This window comes from Streptomyces sp. SS7, assembly GCF_037993025.1.
Classification (GTDB): Bacteria; Actinomycetota; Actinomycetes; order Streptomycetales; family Streptomycetaceae; genus Streptomyces.
Window position 1 is genome coordinate 7,729,852 of the sequence record NZ_CP141223.1, and the last position, 15,874, is coordinate 7,745,725.

Below are 15,874 nucleotides of genomic sequence, written 5' to 3' on the forward strand. Positions count from 1 at the left end.
TCCTACGGACGGGTGAAGGCTACCCGCCCATCATGCCGACCGGTCGGTATGTAGTCCAGTGGTGGCGCGCGACGTGATCGGGCCCACCCTAGGCCGACGGCCGCCCGGGCAGAAGCGGGACGGGCCGTGGCGGGTGATTTCCGGTCGGCCCCGCCCCGGCACCCGGGTTGCGCCGCACTCGATCACCACGGAGGGTCGGTGACATGAAGGGCATCAGCTACAGCCGCTACGGCGGTCCCGAGGTCCTGGAGTACGGAGAGCTCCGCGACCCCAAGGTCGGTCCCGACTCGGTGCTGGTCAGGGTCAGGGCGGCAGCCGTCAACCCCGTCGACTGGAAGTGCCGCGAGGGGTACGTGGACCCCGTGCTCGACGCCGTCTTCCCGGTGGTGCCCGGCTGGGACGTCTCCGGAGTGGTCGTCCGGCCGGGGGCGGCCGTCTCCGAGTACACGGCCGGCGACGAGGTCGTCGGGTACGTCCGCGAGGACTTCCTCTCCCGCGGCACCTTCGCCGAGTACGTCGCGGCCCCCGTGCGCACCCTCGCCCGCAAGCCCCGCAACCTCACCTGGGAGGAGGCGGCCGGACTGCCCCTGGCCGGCCTCACCGCCCACCAGGTGCTGAACCGGGTGCTGCGGGTCCGGCGCGGCGAGACGGTCCTCGTCCACGCGGCCGCGGGCGGCGTCGGCTCGATCGCCGTCCAGCTCGCCCGGCACGTCGGCGCCCGGGTGATCGGCACGGCGAGCGAGGCCAACCACGACTTCGTGCGCGCCCTCGGCGGCGAACCGGTCACCTACGGCCAGGGGCTCGCCGAACGGGTGCGCGGGCTGGCCCCCGAGGGGGTCGACGCGGTGTTCGACACCGTCGGCGGTGACACCTTGAAGGTCTCCGCCCAACTGCTGGCCCCGGACGGCCGTCTGGCGTCGATCGCCGACGGCGAGGTCGTCGGCTACGGGGGCGTCTACTACTTCGTACGGCCCGACGCCGAGGACCTCACCCGGCTGGCCGAACTGGTCGAACAGGGCGTGGTCTCCGTGCACGTCTCCGCGACGTTCCCACTGGAACGCACGGCGGACGCGCACCGGCTGAGCCGGCAGGGACGCACCCGGGGCAAGATCGTGGTGACGGTGCCGTGGGACGACGCCCCCGACGACCGGGACACCGGCTGAACCACCCGCCGCCCGCCGCGTGCCGCCGGTGCTGTGCGGGACTCTCGCAACACGCTTTAGACCACCAGCGCCGCCGCGCACACCGCCGTCGCCACCGCGCACAGCACCGCCAGAGCGGCCTGCCGTGCGGGAAGTGCGGTCGGTTCCGGGGCCGCGGCCAGGGCGCGGATCCGGCGGTGGGCGAGCAGCAGGAACGCCAGCCACAGCCCGCAGACCAGGGCACAGGCGATGATTCCGGTCGCCGAGGCGCCGCCGTGCAGCGCGGTCTTCACGGCGAGCACGGCGGCGACCGTACCGGACAGGGTCGTCCGCCGCCATGCCAGCCGCGTCCGCTCCGGCTGGAGCCCCGGATCCCGGTCCGGCGCCCCGCTCCGCCCGCTCATCCGGCCCAGCCGAGCAGCACCACGACCACCATCGCCACCGCCACCAGCGCGACGACCACGCTCAGCAGTGCCGGGAAACGGGACGCCGGCAGATCCTCGCCCCGCCGCATCGCCCGCTCGCAGCGCATCCAGTGGTTCACCGCGCGCAGCGCGCACAGCACACCCGCCGCCAGCAGCGCCAGCGCCAGACCGACCCGCCAGCCCCAGCGCAGGTCCGGCAGGAACTGGTCCACCGCGAAGCCCCCGCCGATCAGCGCGAGGGCGGTCCGCAGCCACGCCAGGAAGGTGCGCTCGTTGGCCAGCGAGAACCGGTAGTCCGGGGTGCTGCCCTCCTCCCGCACCTGTGCGGGCGCGAACCACAACCGGACGTTCCGAACGAAGTCGATCACGCCCAGGACCCTACCGGGCGGCTCGGACGGGGGCGTTGTCAGTGCCTCCCGTTACGGTTTCGGACATGGACCTCCTGGACCACCCCACGGCACTGGCCGGGTACGCGACGCCCGGGCACGGCATCGCCCCCGCCGAGCACCTCCTCGGCCTGCCCGGGTTCTGGCCCGCGTACTACGGCCCGGTCTGGGACGCCTTCGCGGACGATCCGGAGCCCTTCGGCGCGGACCACGCCGACGTGGACGCGGCGGCGGAGGCGCTGTACGAGCGGACGGACGTGTGGCCGGCGTACCGGATACCGCTGCCGCAGGGCCGGACGGTATGGGTGGTGCACCGCAACGCCCCCGACGACTCCGGCACCGACTACCTCCTCACCGGCCCCGACCTGCCCCGCGAGCGGGAGCTGGCCGCCATCGAGGGACACTTCCGGGGCCCGGGGCTGTCCTGGCCCGACCTGCTCGCCCTGGCCCACGCGGCACCGGCGGACACCGAGGGGGTCCGCGACCCCGACCGGCGGCTGCTCCTGCTGCTGCCCGCCTACGGCGACGCCGACACCCCCGTCGAGGAGGCGCGGGAGCGGATCGCGGCCGCGCTGGTCGCCGTCGGCGTGGCCGAGGAGGCGGCGCCCGCCGCGGCCGGGCGCTTCCTCGACCACCCCTTCTGGGAGAGCCCGACCTGGCCGGAACCGGGCGGCAGCCCGCTGAGCGGCGGCAGCGCCGCCCATCCGCCGATACGGCAGACGCTGCTCAGCGCGCCGCCCGGTACTCCTTGAGCCGTGCGTACGCCGCGAGCCCGTCCGGCACCCACTCCCACTCGGGCAGACGCCGCTCCACCTCCTCCTCGGACAGGAAGGCGTGCCAGGCGACCTCCTCCACCTGAGGGCTGACCGGCAGCTCGCAGCGCACCTCGTACACCGCCGACCACCAGCTCCCACGGGCGCCGCCGTCGTAGAGGAACTTGAAGAGGAACTCCGGACGGGGGAGCCCGCTCACGCCGAGTTCCTCCTCGGCCTCACGCAGCGCGGCCTCGTCGTAGGCCTCGCCCGCCCCGACCACCCCGCCGACGAACATGTCGTACAGGGAGGGGAAGACCAGCTTGGTCGGAGTGCGCCGGTGCACGAACAGACGGCCCTCGGCGTCCCGGGCCTGGATGAACACACACCGGTGCCGCAACCCCTCGGCGTACGCCCGCCCCCGCGGGAACCGTCCGACGACCCGGTCGTTCTCGTCGACGATGTCGAGGATTTCGTCAGCAGCGCTCATCCGCCCATCCAAGCAGCCGCCCGCCGACGACGGGAACCGGCCGCCGCCCCGGACCTACTGCGTCTGCAGGCTGTTGACCCGCTCGCGCGGCACGACCCCCGAGGGCATCGCCGGGTGCATGCCGAGCAGCACGATGCCCGCGACCACCGCGGCCAGCCCCGCCGCCTCCCAGGCCAGCGCGCCGGTGTCGGTGTGCAGCCGGTCGCCGAGGAAACCCACCCCGCAGACGATGCCGGCGAGCGGCTGGGCCGCGGTCAGCGCGGGCAGCGACATCCGCAGCGGTGCCGTCTCGAAGGCGCTCTGCACCAGCACCAGACCGGTCACACCGAGCGCGAGCACCGCGTACGGCTGCCAGCCGGTGAGCAGCTCGCCGAGGCCGCCCGCCGAGAAGCGCTGGCCGCTCACCCGGGTCAGCGCGTCCTGGACGCCGTAGAGCAGCCCGGCCGCGAGGGACAGCAGGACCGGGCCCGAGCTGAGCCGGGAGCGTTTGGCGTACGCGGTGAGCAGCAGCGCCAGCCCCACCATCACACCGATGATCAGCCAGTGCCGCAGCGGATCGGTGACCGCGGTGCCGCCGCGCGGCTGGCCCGCCACGATGAACGCCGTCACCCCGCCCGCGAGCAGCGCGAGACCCGCCCAGCCCTGGCGGCCCAGCGGCTGCCGGGTCTGGTGACGGGAGAGGGCGAGCGCGAAGAGCAGATTCGTCGCGAGCAGCGGTTCGACCAGGGACACCTCGCCCTGCCCGAGGGCGATCGCGCCCAGCACCATGCCCGCCACCATCAGCCCGATACCGCCCAGCCAGCGCGGTACCTTGATCAGGTCGAGCAGCAGCCGGGGGGACAGGAAGTCGCCGAGCGGTGCCTTCTGGGCGGCGTTCTGCTGGAGCACGAACCCGAAGCCCAGGCAACAGGCGGCGCTCACGGCGAGAACAAGAACCAGAACCGACACGCTGCGTACCTCGATCATCCGGTCGGGCCACGGACGGGGTGCGTAGTGGCCGACTGTAGCCTCCCAGCGCCCTGCATGCCCCCGGGAGGCCGTAAAGCCATGGTGTGCGCTCCCGCCGGGCAGCGCCATGGCGTACGCCACATCGGTCCGCCGACCGCCCCCGCACCGCACGGCCCAACAGCGCAAGCGCGTTCTCAAGTGGCGTCGTCCGTCAGGGTAGTTGGCACCTGTCACAGGTTCCCGAGTATTGACGCGGGCGGTGACGGGGGGTTTGCTGTGCGTGATCGGCCGATCGCGGGCCGATGCCAGAGCCGTCACCGAGGAGGATGAGGAAGTCCCGCGGTGCCCCCACCCCCACCCCCACCCTCACCCCCGCCGGCCCGTCGCGGCCACCGGCGCGCCGCCGCCCGCACGCCCGACCCGGCCCTCGACGACATCGAACTCGGTGCCGCCCGAGCCGCGTTGTCCCAGGGCCGCTGGCAGCCCGCCCGCTCCCTGCTCGCCCACACGGGCGACGACTGGGACCGCCGCGCCCACCGCGTCACCGTCCTCGCCCGGGAACCGTACGCCGCGGCCTGGGCCCACGACTGGCTCCTCGCCCACCCCGGCTGCCCGAACGGACGCGTCCTGCACGCCCACGCCCAGGTCCGCCGCGCCCTGCGCGGCCGCGAGGACCCGGCCGTCGCCCGCGCGGCCTGCCGCGCCGCCGCCGAGTACCTGCCCGCCGACCCCACGCCCTGGCTGGGCCTGCTCCTGCTGGAGCGCGACGGCGGCCCGGAGGCCGTACGGATCTTCGAGGAGATCCGCGCCCGCCACCGCGACCACCACCACGCGCACCACCTGATGATCGCCCGGTTCGCCGAGCGCCGCGCCGCGAACGGCCCCGACCCCCTGCACGAGGTGTACGACTTCGCCGCCTGGGCCGCCGAACAGGCCCCCGCGGACTCCCCGCTCGCCATCCTGCCGGTCGTCGCCCACGCCGAGCGCTACCGCGCCCTGGCCGGCCACGGCTTCGTCCCCGCCGACCCGGCCGCCTCCGGGCACTGGCGCGACGCCCGCGCCCGGGACGCGATGAAGGCCGCCTTCGACTGGTGGCTGGAATGGGAGCACGACGGCCACCCGCGCCGGCTGGTCGACCTCAACTATCTCGCCCACGCCAAGGTCTGCGAGGGCCGGGGAGCCGAGGCGGCCGCCCTCTTCCAGCACATCGGCGACCACCTCACCCCCGAGCCCTGGTCCTACCCGGACCGCGCCCCCGGTCCGGCGTTCCGCTCGGCGCGGGCGGCGGCGCTCGGGCCGAGCGCGGGATGAGAAGTGATGACGGAAGTCTGACGGCTCCGGGGAAACCTGGCCCCGTGCCACCGCCGGGTGTTCGAATGGAGGAGTGAACCCCGAACCGCCCGAGGAACGCGGCACCCCCGTCGGCCGCCGCGTCTTCCTCGGCACCCTCGCCCTCGGCGCCCTGGGGGTCGTCGCCGCGCCCCCGCTCCAACGCGGCCTGGAGGCCTTCCTGGGCAGCGCCGCCGGAAAGGACCCCACCGGCCTGACCGGACTGCTCCCCAACGGCGGCGGCTTCCGCTACTACTCGGTGGCCGCCTCCGTCCCGCACAAGAACGCCACGGACTACCGCCTCACCGTCGACGGTCTCGTCGACCGCCCCGCCACCTACACCCTGGACCAGCTCCGGGCCCTGCCGCAGACCCGCATGGTCAAGGACGTCCAGTGCGTCACCGGCTGGCGGGTCCCCGACACCGCCTTCGAGGGCGTACGGCTCTCCGACCTCCTCGACGCCGCCGGGGTCCGGGCCGGGGCCGGCGCCCTGCGCTTCACCTGCTTCGACGGCACCTACACCGAGAGCCTCACCCTCGACCAGGCCCGCCGCGCCGACGTCCTGGTCGCCCTGCGCATGCAGGACAAGGACCTCGGCCACGACCACGGCGGCCCGGTCCGCCTCTACGTGGCCCCGATGTACTTCTACAAGTCCGCCAAATGGCTCTCCGGCATCACCGTCACCAAGGCTGTGCAGCCCGGATACTGGGAGGACCGGGGCTACGACGTGGACGCCTGGGTCTGGCCGTTCGAACGGGCGGGACGATGAGCCTACGAGCTGAGGCGCCGCCCATGACCCGGATCCCCCGCTTCACCCGCGCCGTGCGGTGGGTCCACCGCACCACCGCGCTCCTCATGGGCGTGTGCGTCCTGACGGCCGCCTTCCTGTACGTCCCCGAGCTCGCGGAACTCGTCGGCCGCCGCGAGCTGGTGGTCCGCGTCCACGAGATCGCGGGCGTCCTGCTGCCGCTGCCGGTGCTCGCGGGCCTCGCCTCCCGCGCGTTCCGCGCCGACCTCGGTCACCTCAACCGCTTCGGCCCGCACGACCGCCGCTGGCTGCGTGCCGCCCTGCGCCGGGACCGACGGCCCGCATCGCGGCCGGCGGCCAAGTTCAACGCCGGGCAGAAGATCTACGCCGCCTGGATCGCCGGGGCGACGCTGGTGATGCTCGGCACCGGTCTCATGATGTGGTTCACCCATCTCACCCCGATCATGTGGCGCACCAGCGCGACCTTCGTCCACGACTGGCTCGCCCTCACCATCGGCGTGGTCCTCGCCGGCCACATCGGCATGGCCCTGGCCGACCCGGAGGCCCGCCACGGCATGCGCACCGGCTCGGTGACCCGCGAGTGGGCGGAACGCGAACACCCCCTCTGGCGGCCGTAGGGGGGTGGGGGCACCGGTCCGGGGCTTTCCTTCGGGACTCGACCGCGAGGAAAGCCCCGCACAGGCGCTTGCCGGGAGGTTCAGGGGTGCGGCCGGGGCGGGGAGACCGGCGGTGACTGGGTGGAGGAGCGGAGGCCGTCGGCGGGGCTGGTGCCTGTGGCCGGTTCGGCGGGCTCTCCTCGGGAACCGGAACCGGAACCCGAACCGGCGGGCTCGGCTCCCGGGTCGGATCGCCCGACGGGGGCGGCGTAACGGGGGGAGCGGGAGTCGGGCAGGGCAGGGAGGCCGGCGGTGTCCGGGCCGGGCGCGCCGCGCAGCCCGGTGGGGCCGGGGTCGGCACCCGGGGGACCGACGAGCCCCGTGCCGCCGGAGCCGGATACGCCCGCCGCGCCGGACCCGTCCGGCCCAGTGCCCGGCCCGCCCCCGGATCCGCTCGGCCCCGGCGGCGGGCCGCTCACCTCCGGTGCCGGTACGCGGAACGCGTTCACCCTCACCGCCTCCGTCGTCGCGTACCGCACGCTCACGGTCACTCCGACGGACCCCTGCGCGGGTCCGAGGCCGAGGTCCGGGACCTCCGTGGCCAGCACCAGCCTGTCCCCCGACCGGGTGACGGCGCGCAGTGGCCCGGCCGCCGGCCGGCCCGCGACGAGCACCGTGCCCGCCCGCAGCAGCTCCGCCCGGTCGAAGTAGGTGCCACGCAGCTCGATCCGGATCGGATCGCCGGGCCGGGCCTCGCCGTCGCCGCCCACGTCGACCGAGGCGACGCCGTAGGCGCAGGCCGGCGCGGCGGTGGCCGGTGCGGCCGCGGGCCGCGCGACGGCCGAGGGGCGGGAGCGGTGGAAGGCGAGGAGCGCGTCGAGCACCCGCTGGCCGGCCCGCCCCTTGCAGGTGTCCGGTGCCCCCGTGAGTGCGGCGCGGTCCCGTTCGGCCGCCGCCCAGCCCCCGCTCTCGCGCCCCTGGACGGCGAGACACGCGTGGGCGAGCCCCCGCAGGACCTTCCAGTCGTCACCGACGGAGGCGCGGGGGATCTGTGCGAGGGCCGCCCGGCAGCGGTCCGGCGACCGGAGCAGGTCGTACACGCTGTCCGGGTCGGGCCGGTGATCGGTGTCGGGGGAGACAGGACCGGGCGGCAACCAGGCGGGCGCGGCGGCCGCCGCGGTCGTCGTCCCGCTCGGTGACGGCGTACGGGAGACTCCGGGCGTGCGCGGGGCCCTCGTGTCCGCCTCCGCGCCGCCGGACCCCAGTGCGCTGGGCCCCGGCGACGGCGACAGGGGAGGAGTCTCCGCGACGGGCCCGTCGGAGAACGCCCCGTCCGGTCCGCCGTCCGGGCCCCCGGCCGTCCCGCCGGACACGTTCGTCCGCGGCCCGACCCGCGGCGCGGGGCCGCCCGGGTCCGTCACGGCGGCGGCGGCCACGGCGATCGCCCCCACGAAGAGCAGCGCCGACACACGTGTCCCCAGCGATACGGCCATGACGTCCCCCCAGTCGTCGCCCCGAGGTCATCATGGGCCGCCCGCACCGCCCCGCGGAACCCCCTGCAGGACGAGTGAGAGCAGCAGCACCAGCCCGCCCGCGACCACCGAGATCAGGGTCTCCGTGACCGACCGGGTTCTGAGGTTCCGGCCGACCCCTTGCAGTGCTGAGGGAGGGAGAGGGAAGGGTGCTGACTACCGGTGGTCGTCGGACAGCCCGGCGAGAGCGCGTACGGCCCGGTCGCTGATCTCCTCGGGCGAGCCGGAGACGTCGACGACGACCCCCGCCTCGTCCGGCTGGAGCGGCTGGAGCGTGGCGAACTGCGAGTCCAGCAGCGCGGTCGGCATGAAGTGGCCCCGCCGGTGCCCCATCCGGTCCTCGATCAGCGTCCGGTCGCCCGCGAGGTGCACGAACACCAGCCCCGGCGCCGTGGCGCGGAGCCGGTCCCGGTACGACCGCTTCAGCGCCGAGCAGCTGACCACGCCGCCCCGCCCGGCCCGCCCGTGCGCCCAGGCGCCGATGGCGTCCAGCCACGGCCACCGGTCCGCGTCCTCCAGCGGGACGCCGGCCGACATCTTGGCGATGTTGGCCGGCGGGTGGAAGTCGTCGCCCTCGGCGTAGGGAACGCCGAGCCGGGCGGCCAGCAGGGGACCGATCGTGGTCTTGCCCGTGCCGGCGACGCCCATCACCGCGACGACGTGGGGGGTACGCATCTCTGCCTCGCTGTCTTCCGACGACACCTGATGTCGACGGACACTGAAACCGGTTAGGTACGATGAATCAAGACTCTGTGACGAATAAGTCTGACTTTTTGGCGCCGTGATCCGCCCCGTACGCTGAGTGCATGACCACTCCCGGCCGGGGTCTGCACGGCCATGTACTGGACACCCTGGGCCCCGCCATCACCGCCGGCGAGTACCCTCCGGGCAGCGTGTTGCGGACCGACGAGCTGGCCCAGCGCTTCGACGTCTCACGCTCCGTGATGCGTGAGGCCGTCCGGGTCCTGGAATCCATGCACCTGGTCGAGTCCCGCCGCCGCGTGGGCGTGACCGTCCGTCCCAAGGCCGAGTGGAACGTCTACGACCCGCAGGTCATCCGCTGGCGGCTGGCCGGCGCCGACCGCCCGCACCAGCTGCGCTCGCTCACCGTCCTGCGCTCGGCGATCGAACCCGTCGCCGCGGGCCTGGCGGCGCGCCACGCCACGGCCGAGCAGTGCGCGGAACTCACCGCGTGCGCGCTCGGCATGGTGGCCCACTCACGGGGCCACCGACTGGAGGGCTACCTCCTGCACGACATCGCCTTCCACCGCGTGATCCTCATCGCGTCCGGCAACGAGATGTTCGCCCGCCTCGGCGACGTCGTGGCCGAGGTCCTCACCGGCCGCACCCGTCACCGGGTCATGTTCGAGGACCCGGACCCGGCGGCCGTCACCCTGCACGTCCGGCTGGCCGAGGTGATCCGCGCGGGCGACAGCCCCGGCGCCGAGCAGCTCACCCGCGAGATCATGGCCGGCGCCCTCCAGGAACTGGACGTCCTGGCCCCCTGACCCGGCCGTCGACGGCGGGCTACGCCTCGGGGAAGTCCCCGTCCACGTACACCCACGCCCCGTCCACCCGCTCGAACCGGCTCACCTCGTGCAGCGAGCCGCCCCGGAAGGACGCCCGGAACTCCACCGTCCCGCTCCGGTGGAACGCGGAACCGTCCCCCGTCGCGAGGATCTCCAGCCCCCTCCACCGCATCCCGGGATCCAGGTCCAGCCGCGCCGGCCGGGTCCGTGGATGCCAGGTCCGCGTCAGATACGCCACGTCACCGACGACGAAGGCGGTGTACCGCGAGCGCATCAACGCCTCCGCGGTCGGCGCGGCGACGGGACCGCGGTGGTAGCGGCCGCAGCAGTCGTCGTAGGACTGCGGCAGCCCGCACGGGCAGGAACGCGTGGTCATGGACGCCATTGTGCGGCACTAGGCCGTCGCCCGGGTCTCGGCCAGCGGCAGCGGCGGCAGCGCCGGCCGGTACAGCCAGGCCTCGAACAGCTCGTCCAGCGGCTCCGGGGTGAACCGCGCCGCGTGCGCCGTGAACATCGCCGTCGTGACCGCCCCGCCCCGGTGCAGCCCGAGCCAGCCGCGCAGCATCCGGAAGAACGCCTCGTCGCCGAGCGCGCACCGCAACGCGTGCACGGCGAGCCCGCCCCGCTGGTACAGCCGGTCGTCGAACATCGTCTTGCGGCCCGGGTCCGCCAGCTTCAGGTCCTGCGGCCGCGAGGACAGCAACCGATGCGCCGCGGCCGCCAGTTGCTGGGCGCTACGGCCGCCCGACCGCTCCGACCACAGCCACTCCGCGTACTTCGCGAAGCCCTCGTTGAGCCAGATGTGCCGCCAGTCGGCGATCGACACGCTGTTGCCGAACCACTGGTGAGCCAGCTCGTGCGCCACCAGGCGCTCCGAACCCCGGGCCCCGTCCACATGGTTGACGCCGAACAGCGACAACCCCTGCGCCTCCACCGGCACATCGAGTTCCTCGTCGGCCACCACCACCGCGTACTCGTCGAACGGGTAGGGCCCGAAGAGCCGTTGGAACAGGTCCATCATCCCCGGCTGTCGGGCGAAGTCCCGAGAGAACCGCGCGAGGAGATGCGCCGGTATGTGCCCGTGCATCGGCACCCCGCCCAGCCCGGGATCGCCCAGCAGCACCGTCTGGTACTTGCCGATCGCCAGCCCGACCAGATAGCTCGACGTCGGCGCCGACTGCTCGTACACCCAGGTCGTCGTGGACGCCTTCGTGGTCCGGGTCAGCAGCCGGCCGCCCGCCACCACCGAGTACGCCGACGGCGTCGTGACCGAGATCAGATACGACGCCTTGTCCGCGGGACGGTCGTTGCACGGGTACCACGAAGGCGAACCCACCGGCTGGCTCGCCACCAGCGCACCGTCCGTCAGCTCCTCCCAGCCGATCCCGCCCCACGGGCTCGACACCGGCTTGGGATTGCCCGACCAGTGCACCTCGACGGTGAAGGCGGCCCCCGCGCGCAGCGACTTGGCGGGGCGGATCCGCAGCTTCCCGCCCCGGTGCGTGTAGTGCGGCTGCCGGCCGTCCACCCGGACCCGCCCGATCCTGAAGTCGGCCAGGTTCAGCTGGAATTCGGCCAGCGGCGCCCGGCCCGCGATCGCGTTGATCCGGGCCGTCCCCGACAGCCGGTTCGGGCCGGGACGGTAGTCCAGCGTGAGTTCGTAGCGATGCACCCGGTAACGGGGATCGCCGTTGTCCGGGAAATACGGGTCCGAACCCACCGACTGCTGCACTGCCACTTCCGCGTCCGCTCCCTGCGCCGTACTCGAACCGCTTCTCGGTGCACCGCCCGCGGCCACCGAGTGGCCCGCGTTCAGGGACGCCATGCCTCGATCGGATTGCCCAGCCAGCGGGTGTCGTCCGGGACGGACTCCGCGGCCATGACGAGCGACGCGGGACCCAGGGTCGTACGGGCCCCGACCGTGCTGCCGGGCAGCACGATCCCGCCAGGGCCCAAGGTGGCGCCCTCACGGAGGACCACAGTATCCGTCCGCAAGATCCGGTCGTGGAAGAGGTGAGTCTGCAGCACGCACCCGCGTCCCACCGTGGCCCCGTCCTCCAGTGTCACCAGATCCGCCTCCGGGAGCCAGTAGCTCTCCACCCACACGCCCCGGCCGATCCGCGCCCCGAGCCCGCGCAGCCACGCCGTCATCACCGGTGTACCCGGCACCGCGCCCGCCAGCCACTGCACGGCGACCACCTCGACGAACGTGTCCGCCAGCTCGTTGCGCCACACGAACGAGCTCCACAGCGGATGCTCACCGGTGCGGTGCCGCCCCACCAGCAGCCACTTCGCGGCCACCGACAGCACACAGGCCGCCACCCCCGTGCCGAACAGCGCCAGCCCGCCCAGCAGCGGCGCCCACACCCCGAGGGCGCACAGCGCGGCCACCGTCAGCACCGCCAGGGCGGCCGAGCAGAACACCGGCACGATCCTGCAGAGCTCCACCAGCCCGCGCGCCCACAACAGCCGCGCGGGCGGGTCGTACGTCCGGCTCTGGTCGCCGCCGGCCGTGCTGCGCGGCAGCTTCACCGGCGGCAGCCCCAGGTACGAGCTGCCCTTCTTCGCCTTCTTCGGCGTCGCCGACAGCACCCCGACCAGCCCGCCGTCCGGCACGCTCCGGCCCGGCGCGGTCATCCCCGAGTTCCCGAGGAACGCCCGCCGCCCGATCTCCGCGCGCCCGATCCGCACCCAGCCCCCGCCCAGCTCGTACGGCGCGGTCAGCGTGTCGTCGGCCAGGAACGCGCCCTCGCCGACCGTCGTCAGGCTCGGCAGCGCGAGCACCGTCGACACCTCCGCCCCCCGCCCGATCCGCATCCCCAGCAGCCGCAGCCACAGCGGTGTCACCAGCCCCGCGTACAGCGGGAACAACGTCTCGCGCGAGCGGTCCATCAGCTGGGTCACCGTCCACGCCTGCCAGCCCACCCGGCTGTGCGTCGGATGCGTGCCCTCGCGCAGCCCCAGGCTCAGCAGCCGTACGGCGACCAGCAGCAGCAGCGCGTACGCCAGCCCGTAGGCGAGCGTCGCCGGGACCAGCGCCAGCACCGCCCCGCGCAGCGCACCGCCCAGCCCGGCGCCCGGCGTCACGAACACCCGGGCCACCACGAGCGCGGCCACCGCCGCCGCCACCGGCAGCAGATTCAACGCCAGACCGGTCACGCCGTACATGATCCGCCAGTACGTGCCCCGCTGCGGCCGCTCCTCGGGCCAGTTCCGCTTGGCCTTGCCCAGCTTCACCGCGGGCGCGCCCGCCCAGCGCTGACCGGTCGGGACCTGCCCGGTGACCGCCGAACCCGGCGCCACCTCGGCGCGCTTGCCGACCCGGGCCCCCGGGAAGAGCATGCTGCGCGTGCCGACGACGGCGTGCGCGCCCACCTTGACCGTGCCGATTTCCAGCCGGTCGCCGTCCAGCCAGTACCCGGACAGATCCACCTCGGACTCCACGGCCGCGCCGCGCCCCAGCTTGAGCAGACCGGTCACCGGCGGCAGCGAGTGCAGATCGACCTCCGGGCCGATCTTGGCGCCCAGCGCCCGGGCGTACCGCTCCAGCCAGGACCCGGTGAGCGTGGTCGCCCCGCTGAACTCGGCCAGTCGCTCCGCCGCCCACAGCCGCACATGCACCGCGCCGCCGCGCGGATACCGGCCCGGCGTCACCCCCCGCAGCAGCAGCCGCGCCCCGCCCGCCGCCACGGCGATCCGCCCCGGCGGGGTGAAGAAGAGCACTGCTCCGGCGGCCACCAGCCACCAGGACGCGGTCGGCAGCCAGCCGTACCCCGGCAGCACATTGCCCAGCGCCGCCAGCACGACCGTCCAGCGCAGCCCGAGCAGGGTGAACAGCGGAAGCAGCAGCAGGAGCTGCACGGCCTGCGTCTTCCTCGGCACCGGCGCGACCGTACGGCTGCCGCCCTCGTCGTGCGCCGACTCCTCCAGCCGGCGGGCCAGCTTGCGCAGCACCGGCTGCTGGTAGATGTCCAGGACGGCCGCGCTCGGGTAGCGGGTGCGCAGCCGGGTGGTGAGCTGGGCGGCGGCCAGGCTGCCGCCGCCGATCGCGAAGAAGTCGTCGGAGTGGCTCGTCACCGGCATCCCGAGGACCGCGGCCCACTGCTCGGCCAGCCAGGCCTCGGTGCCGTACAGATGCTCGCCCGCCGGCATCTCGACATCGTCGAGCGGCCACGGCAGCGCGTTGCGGTCGACCTTGCCGGACGTCCGGGTCGGCAGATCGTCCACCTGCGCCAGCAGCGGCACCAGCGCGGCCGGCAGCGCGGCGCGCAGCCGCTCCACCGCCTCCGCCCGGTCCCAGCCGTCCTGGGTGACGACATACCCGACGAGCAGCTGGTTGCCGCTGCGCGCGGTCCGCACCGCCGCCGCCGCCGCGCCCGCGACACCCGGCAGCGCCTGCAGTGCCGCGTCCACCTCGCCCAGCTCGATGCGCCGCCCGCCGAGCTTGATCTGCTCGTCGGCCCGTCCGAGGAAGACCAGCCCCTCGGGCTCCGCCTTGACCAGGTCACCGCTGCGGTACGCCCGCTCCCAGCCCAGCGACTCCAGCGGCGCGTACTTCTCGGCGTCCTTCTCGGCGTCGAGGTAGCGTGCGAGGCCGGCCCCGCCGATCACCAGCTGGCCGCTCTCGCCCATCGGCACCGGCTCGCCGGCCTCGTCCACGACGGCCAGCTCCCAGCCGCGCAGCGGCAGCCCGATCCGGACCGGCTCCTCGCCCGACATCAGCGACGCGCAGGCCACCACGGTCGCCTCGGTCGGCCCGTACGTGTTCCAGACCTCCCGGCCCTCGGTCACCAGCCGCTGCACCAGCTCGGGCGGGCAGGCCTCACCGCCGAAGATCAGCAGCCGGACGTCGTTGAGGGTCTCCGGCTCCCAGAGCGCGGCCAGCGTCGGCACGGTGGAGACCACGGTGATCTCCTGCTCGACCAGCCAGGGCCCGAGATCGGCCCCGCTCCTGACCTGCGACCGGGGCACCGGCACCAGACAGGCGCCGTAGCGCCACGCGAGCCACATCTCCTCGCAGGAGGCGTCGAAGGCCACCGAGAGACCCGCCATCACCCGGTCACCGGGCCCGAGGGGCTCCTCGGTGAGGAACAGCGCGGCCTCGGCGTCCACGAAGGCGGCGGCGCTGCGGTGACTGACGGCCACGCCCTTGGGCCTGCCGGTGGAGCCGGAGGTGAAGATGATCCAGGCGTCGTGCTCGACGGTCGGCCGGGCGGCGCGCGTGCGGGAGGCCCCGTGAGCGGCGCTTCGGTGAGCGGTGCTTCCATGAGCGGTGCTTCCGTGAGCGGTCATCTCGCGAGCGGTGCTCCCATGAGCGGTTGTCTCGCGAGCGGTGCTCCCCTGGGCAGTGCTCCCCATGGCAGTGCTTCCGTGGGCGGGGCTTCCGTGGGCGGTGATCTCGTGCCGGGCGCCGATCACGGCCCGCACCTCCGCCTCCCCGAACACCAGCTCGGCCCGCTCGTCTGGGTCCTCGGCGTCCACGGGCACATAGGCGGCGCCCGCCGCGAGCACGGCGAGGATCGCCACGTAGAGGTCATTGGTGCCGGACGGCACCCGCACCCCCACCCGGTCCCCGAGCCCCACCCCGGCGGCGGCGAGCCGGCGCCGCAGCCGCTCCACCTCCACGGCGAGCGCCCGGTAGGTCAGGGGGGCGTTGCCGTCGTCCAGGGCGAGCTCGTCCGGGTAGGACCGCACCGACCCCTCGAAGACGTCGACAAGCGTGCGGGGGGAGGCGGCGGGCCCGCCGGAGAAGCGTGCCCTGTCACCGAGCTGTACGCGGATTTCTTCGTCGAGCAGGCCGAGAGCGCTGCTCTCGTCAATCGCTGCCATCGGTCCTCGCGTCTCGATCCCGGAAGCCTCCGGGGCGCCGGCGGGCCCGCAGGTCTGCCTGGGGTTGTCCGGACCGGCTCCGTAACAAGCCGGATATTTTAGTACGACGCTATGCTCGCCCCCCTTCGAGTGGCCACCCGAAGACGC

Annotated in this window: 14 protein-coding genes and 1 pseudogene; 6 read left to right on the plus strand and 9 right to left on the minus strand. The window is 74.2% G+C overall.

Translation table 11 applies throughout. The annotated features are described in order from the left end of the window. The first annotated feature begins 203 nt into the window (after positions 1-203). A complete protein-coding gene (locus U5640_RS35505; RefSeq protein ID WP_340381879.1) occupies positions 204-1,163 on the plus strand; it encodes an NADP-dependent oxidoreductase in 960 nt (319 codons plus the stop codon). A gap of 56 nt (positions 1,164-1,219) precedes the next feature. Here U5640_RS35505 and U5640_RS35510 read toward each other — a convergent pair whose 3' ends face one another. Both U5640_RS35510 and U5640_RS35515 read right to left on the minus strand, forming a co-directional pair. Then, positions 1,220-1,546 (minus strand): DUF202 domain-containing protein, encoded by a 327-nt coding sequence (locus U5640_RS35510; protein WP_340381881.1) that lies wholly within the window; start codon positions 1,544-1,546, stop codon positions 1,220-1,222. Continuing rightward, positions 1,543-1,935 carry a DUF202 domain-containing protein gene (locus tag U5640_RS35515; protein WP_340381883.1) on the minus strand — a complete coding sequence of 131 codons (393 nt, stop codon included), beginning with the start codon at positions 1,933-1,935 and terminating at the stop codon, positions 1,543-1,545. The genes U5640_RS35510 and U5640_RS35515 overlap by 4 nt, the downstream gene beginning before the upstream one ends. A gap of 65 nt (positions 1,936-2,000) precedes the next feature. Between U5640_RS35515 and U5640_RS35520 the strand changes: the two genes are divergently transcribed. Continuing rightward, positions 2,001-2,705, plus strand: a complete 705-nt coding sequence (locus U5640_RS35520; RefSeq protein WP_340381885.1) for a hypothetical protein — start codon at positions 2,001-2,003, stop codon at positions 2,703-2,705. Here the strand turns inward: U5640_RS35520 and U5640_RS35525 are convergent. Both U5640_RS35525 and U5640_RS35530 read right to left on the minus strand, forming a co-directional pair. Beyond that, positions 2,680-3,195, minus strand: coding sequence for an NUDIX domain-containing protein (locus U5640_RS35525; RefSeq protein ID WP_340381888.1), 516 nt, complete (start codon positions 3,193-3,195; stop codon positions 2,680-2,682). The two genes, U5640_RS35520 and U5640_RS35525, sit on opposite strands and share 26 nt — an antisense overlap. Positions 3,196-3,249: 54 nt before the next feature. Further along, positions 3,250-4,143, minus strand: coding sequence for a DMT family transporter (locus U5640_RS35530; RefSeq protein WP_340381890.1), 894 nt, complete (start codon positions 4,141-4,143; stop codon positions 3,250-3,252). A 342-nt stretch (positions 4,144-4,485) separates the two neighbouring features. Here U5640_RS35530 and U5640_RS35535 point away from each other — a divergent pair, with 342 nt between their 5' ends. The 3 genes and pseudogenes from U5640_RS35535 (at position 4,486) to U5640_RS35545 (ending at position 6,858) form a co-directional block, all read left to right on the plus strand. Then, positions 4,486-5,454 (plus strand): hypothetical protein, encoded by a 969-nt coding sequence (locus tag U5640_RS35535; protein WP_340381892.1) that lies wholly within the window; start codon positions 4,486-4,488, stop codon positions 5,452-5,454. A gap of 73 nt (positions 5,455-5,527) precedes the next feature. Next, positions 5,528-6,254 (plus strand): annotated as a pseudogene (locus U5640_RS35540) (molybdopterin-dependent oxidoreductase). Then, on the plus strand, positions 6,238-6,858 hold the full coding sequence (locus tag U5640_RS35545) for a cytochrome b/b6 domain-containing protein (protein ID WP_340381894.1): 621 nt from the start codon (positions 6,238-6,240) through the stop codon (positions 6,856-6,858). Before U5640_RS35540 ends, U5640_RS35545 begins: the two are co-directional and overlap by 17 nt. 80 nt (positions 6,859-6,938) lie before the next feature. Here U5640_RS35545 and U5640_RS35550 read toward each other — a convergent pair whose 3' ends face one another. Together U5640_RS35550 and U5640_RS35555 are read right to left on the minus strand one after the other, a co-directional pair. Beyond that, positions 6,939-8,330, minus strand: coding sequence for a hypothetical protein (locus tag U5640_RS35550; protein WP_340381896.1), 1,392 nt, complete (start codon positions 8,328-8,330; stop codon positions 6,939-6,941). A 195-nt stretch (positions 8,331-8,525) separates the two neighbouring features. After that, positions 8,526-9,044: a gluconokinase gene (locus U5640_RS35555; RefSeq protein WP_340381898.1), complete on the minus strand. Its 519-nt coding sequence runs from the start codon at positions 9,042-9,044 to the stop codon at positions 8,526-8,528. A gap of 131 nt (positions 9,045-9,175) precedes the next feature. On the opposite strand from U5640_RS35555, the gene U5640_RS35560 reads away from it, so the two are divergent. Further along, entirely contained in the window at positions 9,176-9,877 is a 702-nt protein-coding gene (locus U5640_RS35560; RefSeq protein ID WP_340381900.1) for a FadR/GntR family transcriptional regulator, read from the plus strand. 19 nt (positions 9,878-9,896) lie between these two features. Here the strand turns inward: U5640_RS35560 and U5640_RS35565 are convergent, their stop codons facing one another. The 3 genes from U5640_RS35565 to U5640_RS35575 all read right to left on the minus strand — a co-directional run bounded on the left by U5640_RS35565 (position 9,897) and on the right by U5640_RS35575 (position 15,727). Continuing rightward, positions 9,897-10,283 carry a YchJ family protein gene (locus U5640_RS35565; protein ID WP_340381902.1) on the minus strand — a complete coding sequence of 129 codons (387 nt, stop codon included), beginning with the start codon at positions 10,281-10,283 and terminating at the stop codon, positions 9,897-9,899. A 9-nt stretch (positions 10,284-10,292) separates the two neighbouring features. Further along, positions 10,293-11,636, minus strand: a complete 1,344-nt coding sequence (locus U5640_RS35570; protein WP_340381904.1) for a M1 family metallopeptidase — start codon at positions 11,634-11,636, stop codon at positions 10,293-10,295. 74 nt (positions 11,637-11,710) lie between these two features. After that, complete coding sequence (locus U5640_RS35575; RefSeq protein ID WP_340381906.1) at positions 11,711-15,727, minus strand: Pls/PosA family non-ribosomal peptide synthetase; 4,017 nt, start codon at positions 15,725-15,727, stop codon at positions 11,711-11,713. Positions 15,728-15,874: the final 147 nt, after the last annotated feature.

Coding starts and splice junctions, on each gene's coding strand:
- U5640_RS35550 (WP_340381896.1), bottom strand. CDS start 8,330: ATGGCCGTATCGCTGGGGACACGTGTGTCGGCGCTGCTCTTCGTGGGG.
- U5640_RS35525 (WP_340381888.1), bottom strand. CDS start 3,195: ATGAGCGCTGCTGACGAAATCCTCGACATCGTCGACGAGAACGACCGG.
- U5640_RS35520 (WP_340381885.1), top strand. CDS start 2,001: ATGGACCTCCTGGACCACCCCACGGCACTGGCCGGGTACGCGACGCCC.
- U5640_RS35565 (WP_340381902.1), bottom strand. CDS start 10,283: ATGGCGTCCATGACCACGCGTTCCTGCCCGTGCGGGCTGCCGCAGTCC.
- U5640_RS35505 (WP_340381879.1), top strand. CDS start 204: ATGAAGGGCATCAGCTACAGCCGCTACGGCGGTCCCGAGGTCCTGGAG.
- U5640_RS35560 (WP_340381900.1), top strand. CDS start 9,176: ATGACCACTCCCGGCCGGGGTCTGCACGGCCATGTACTGGACACCCTG.
- U5640_RS35575 (WP_340381906.1), bottom strand. CDS start 15,727: ATGGCAGCGATTGACGAGAGCAGCGCTCTCGGCCTGCTCGACGAAGAA.
- U5640_RS35555 (WP_340381898.1), bottom strand. CDS start 9,044: ATGCGTACCCCCCACGTCGTCGCGGTGATGGGCGTCGCCGGCACGGGC.
- U5640_RS35510 (WP_340381881.1), bottom strand. CDS start 1,546: ATGAGCGGGCGGAGCGGGGCGCCGGACCGGGATCCGGGGCTCCAGCCG.
- U5640_RS35545 (WP_340381894.1), top strand. CDS start 6,238: ATGAGCCTACGAGCTGAGGCGCCGCCCATGACCCGGATCCCCCGCTTC.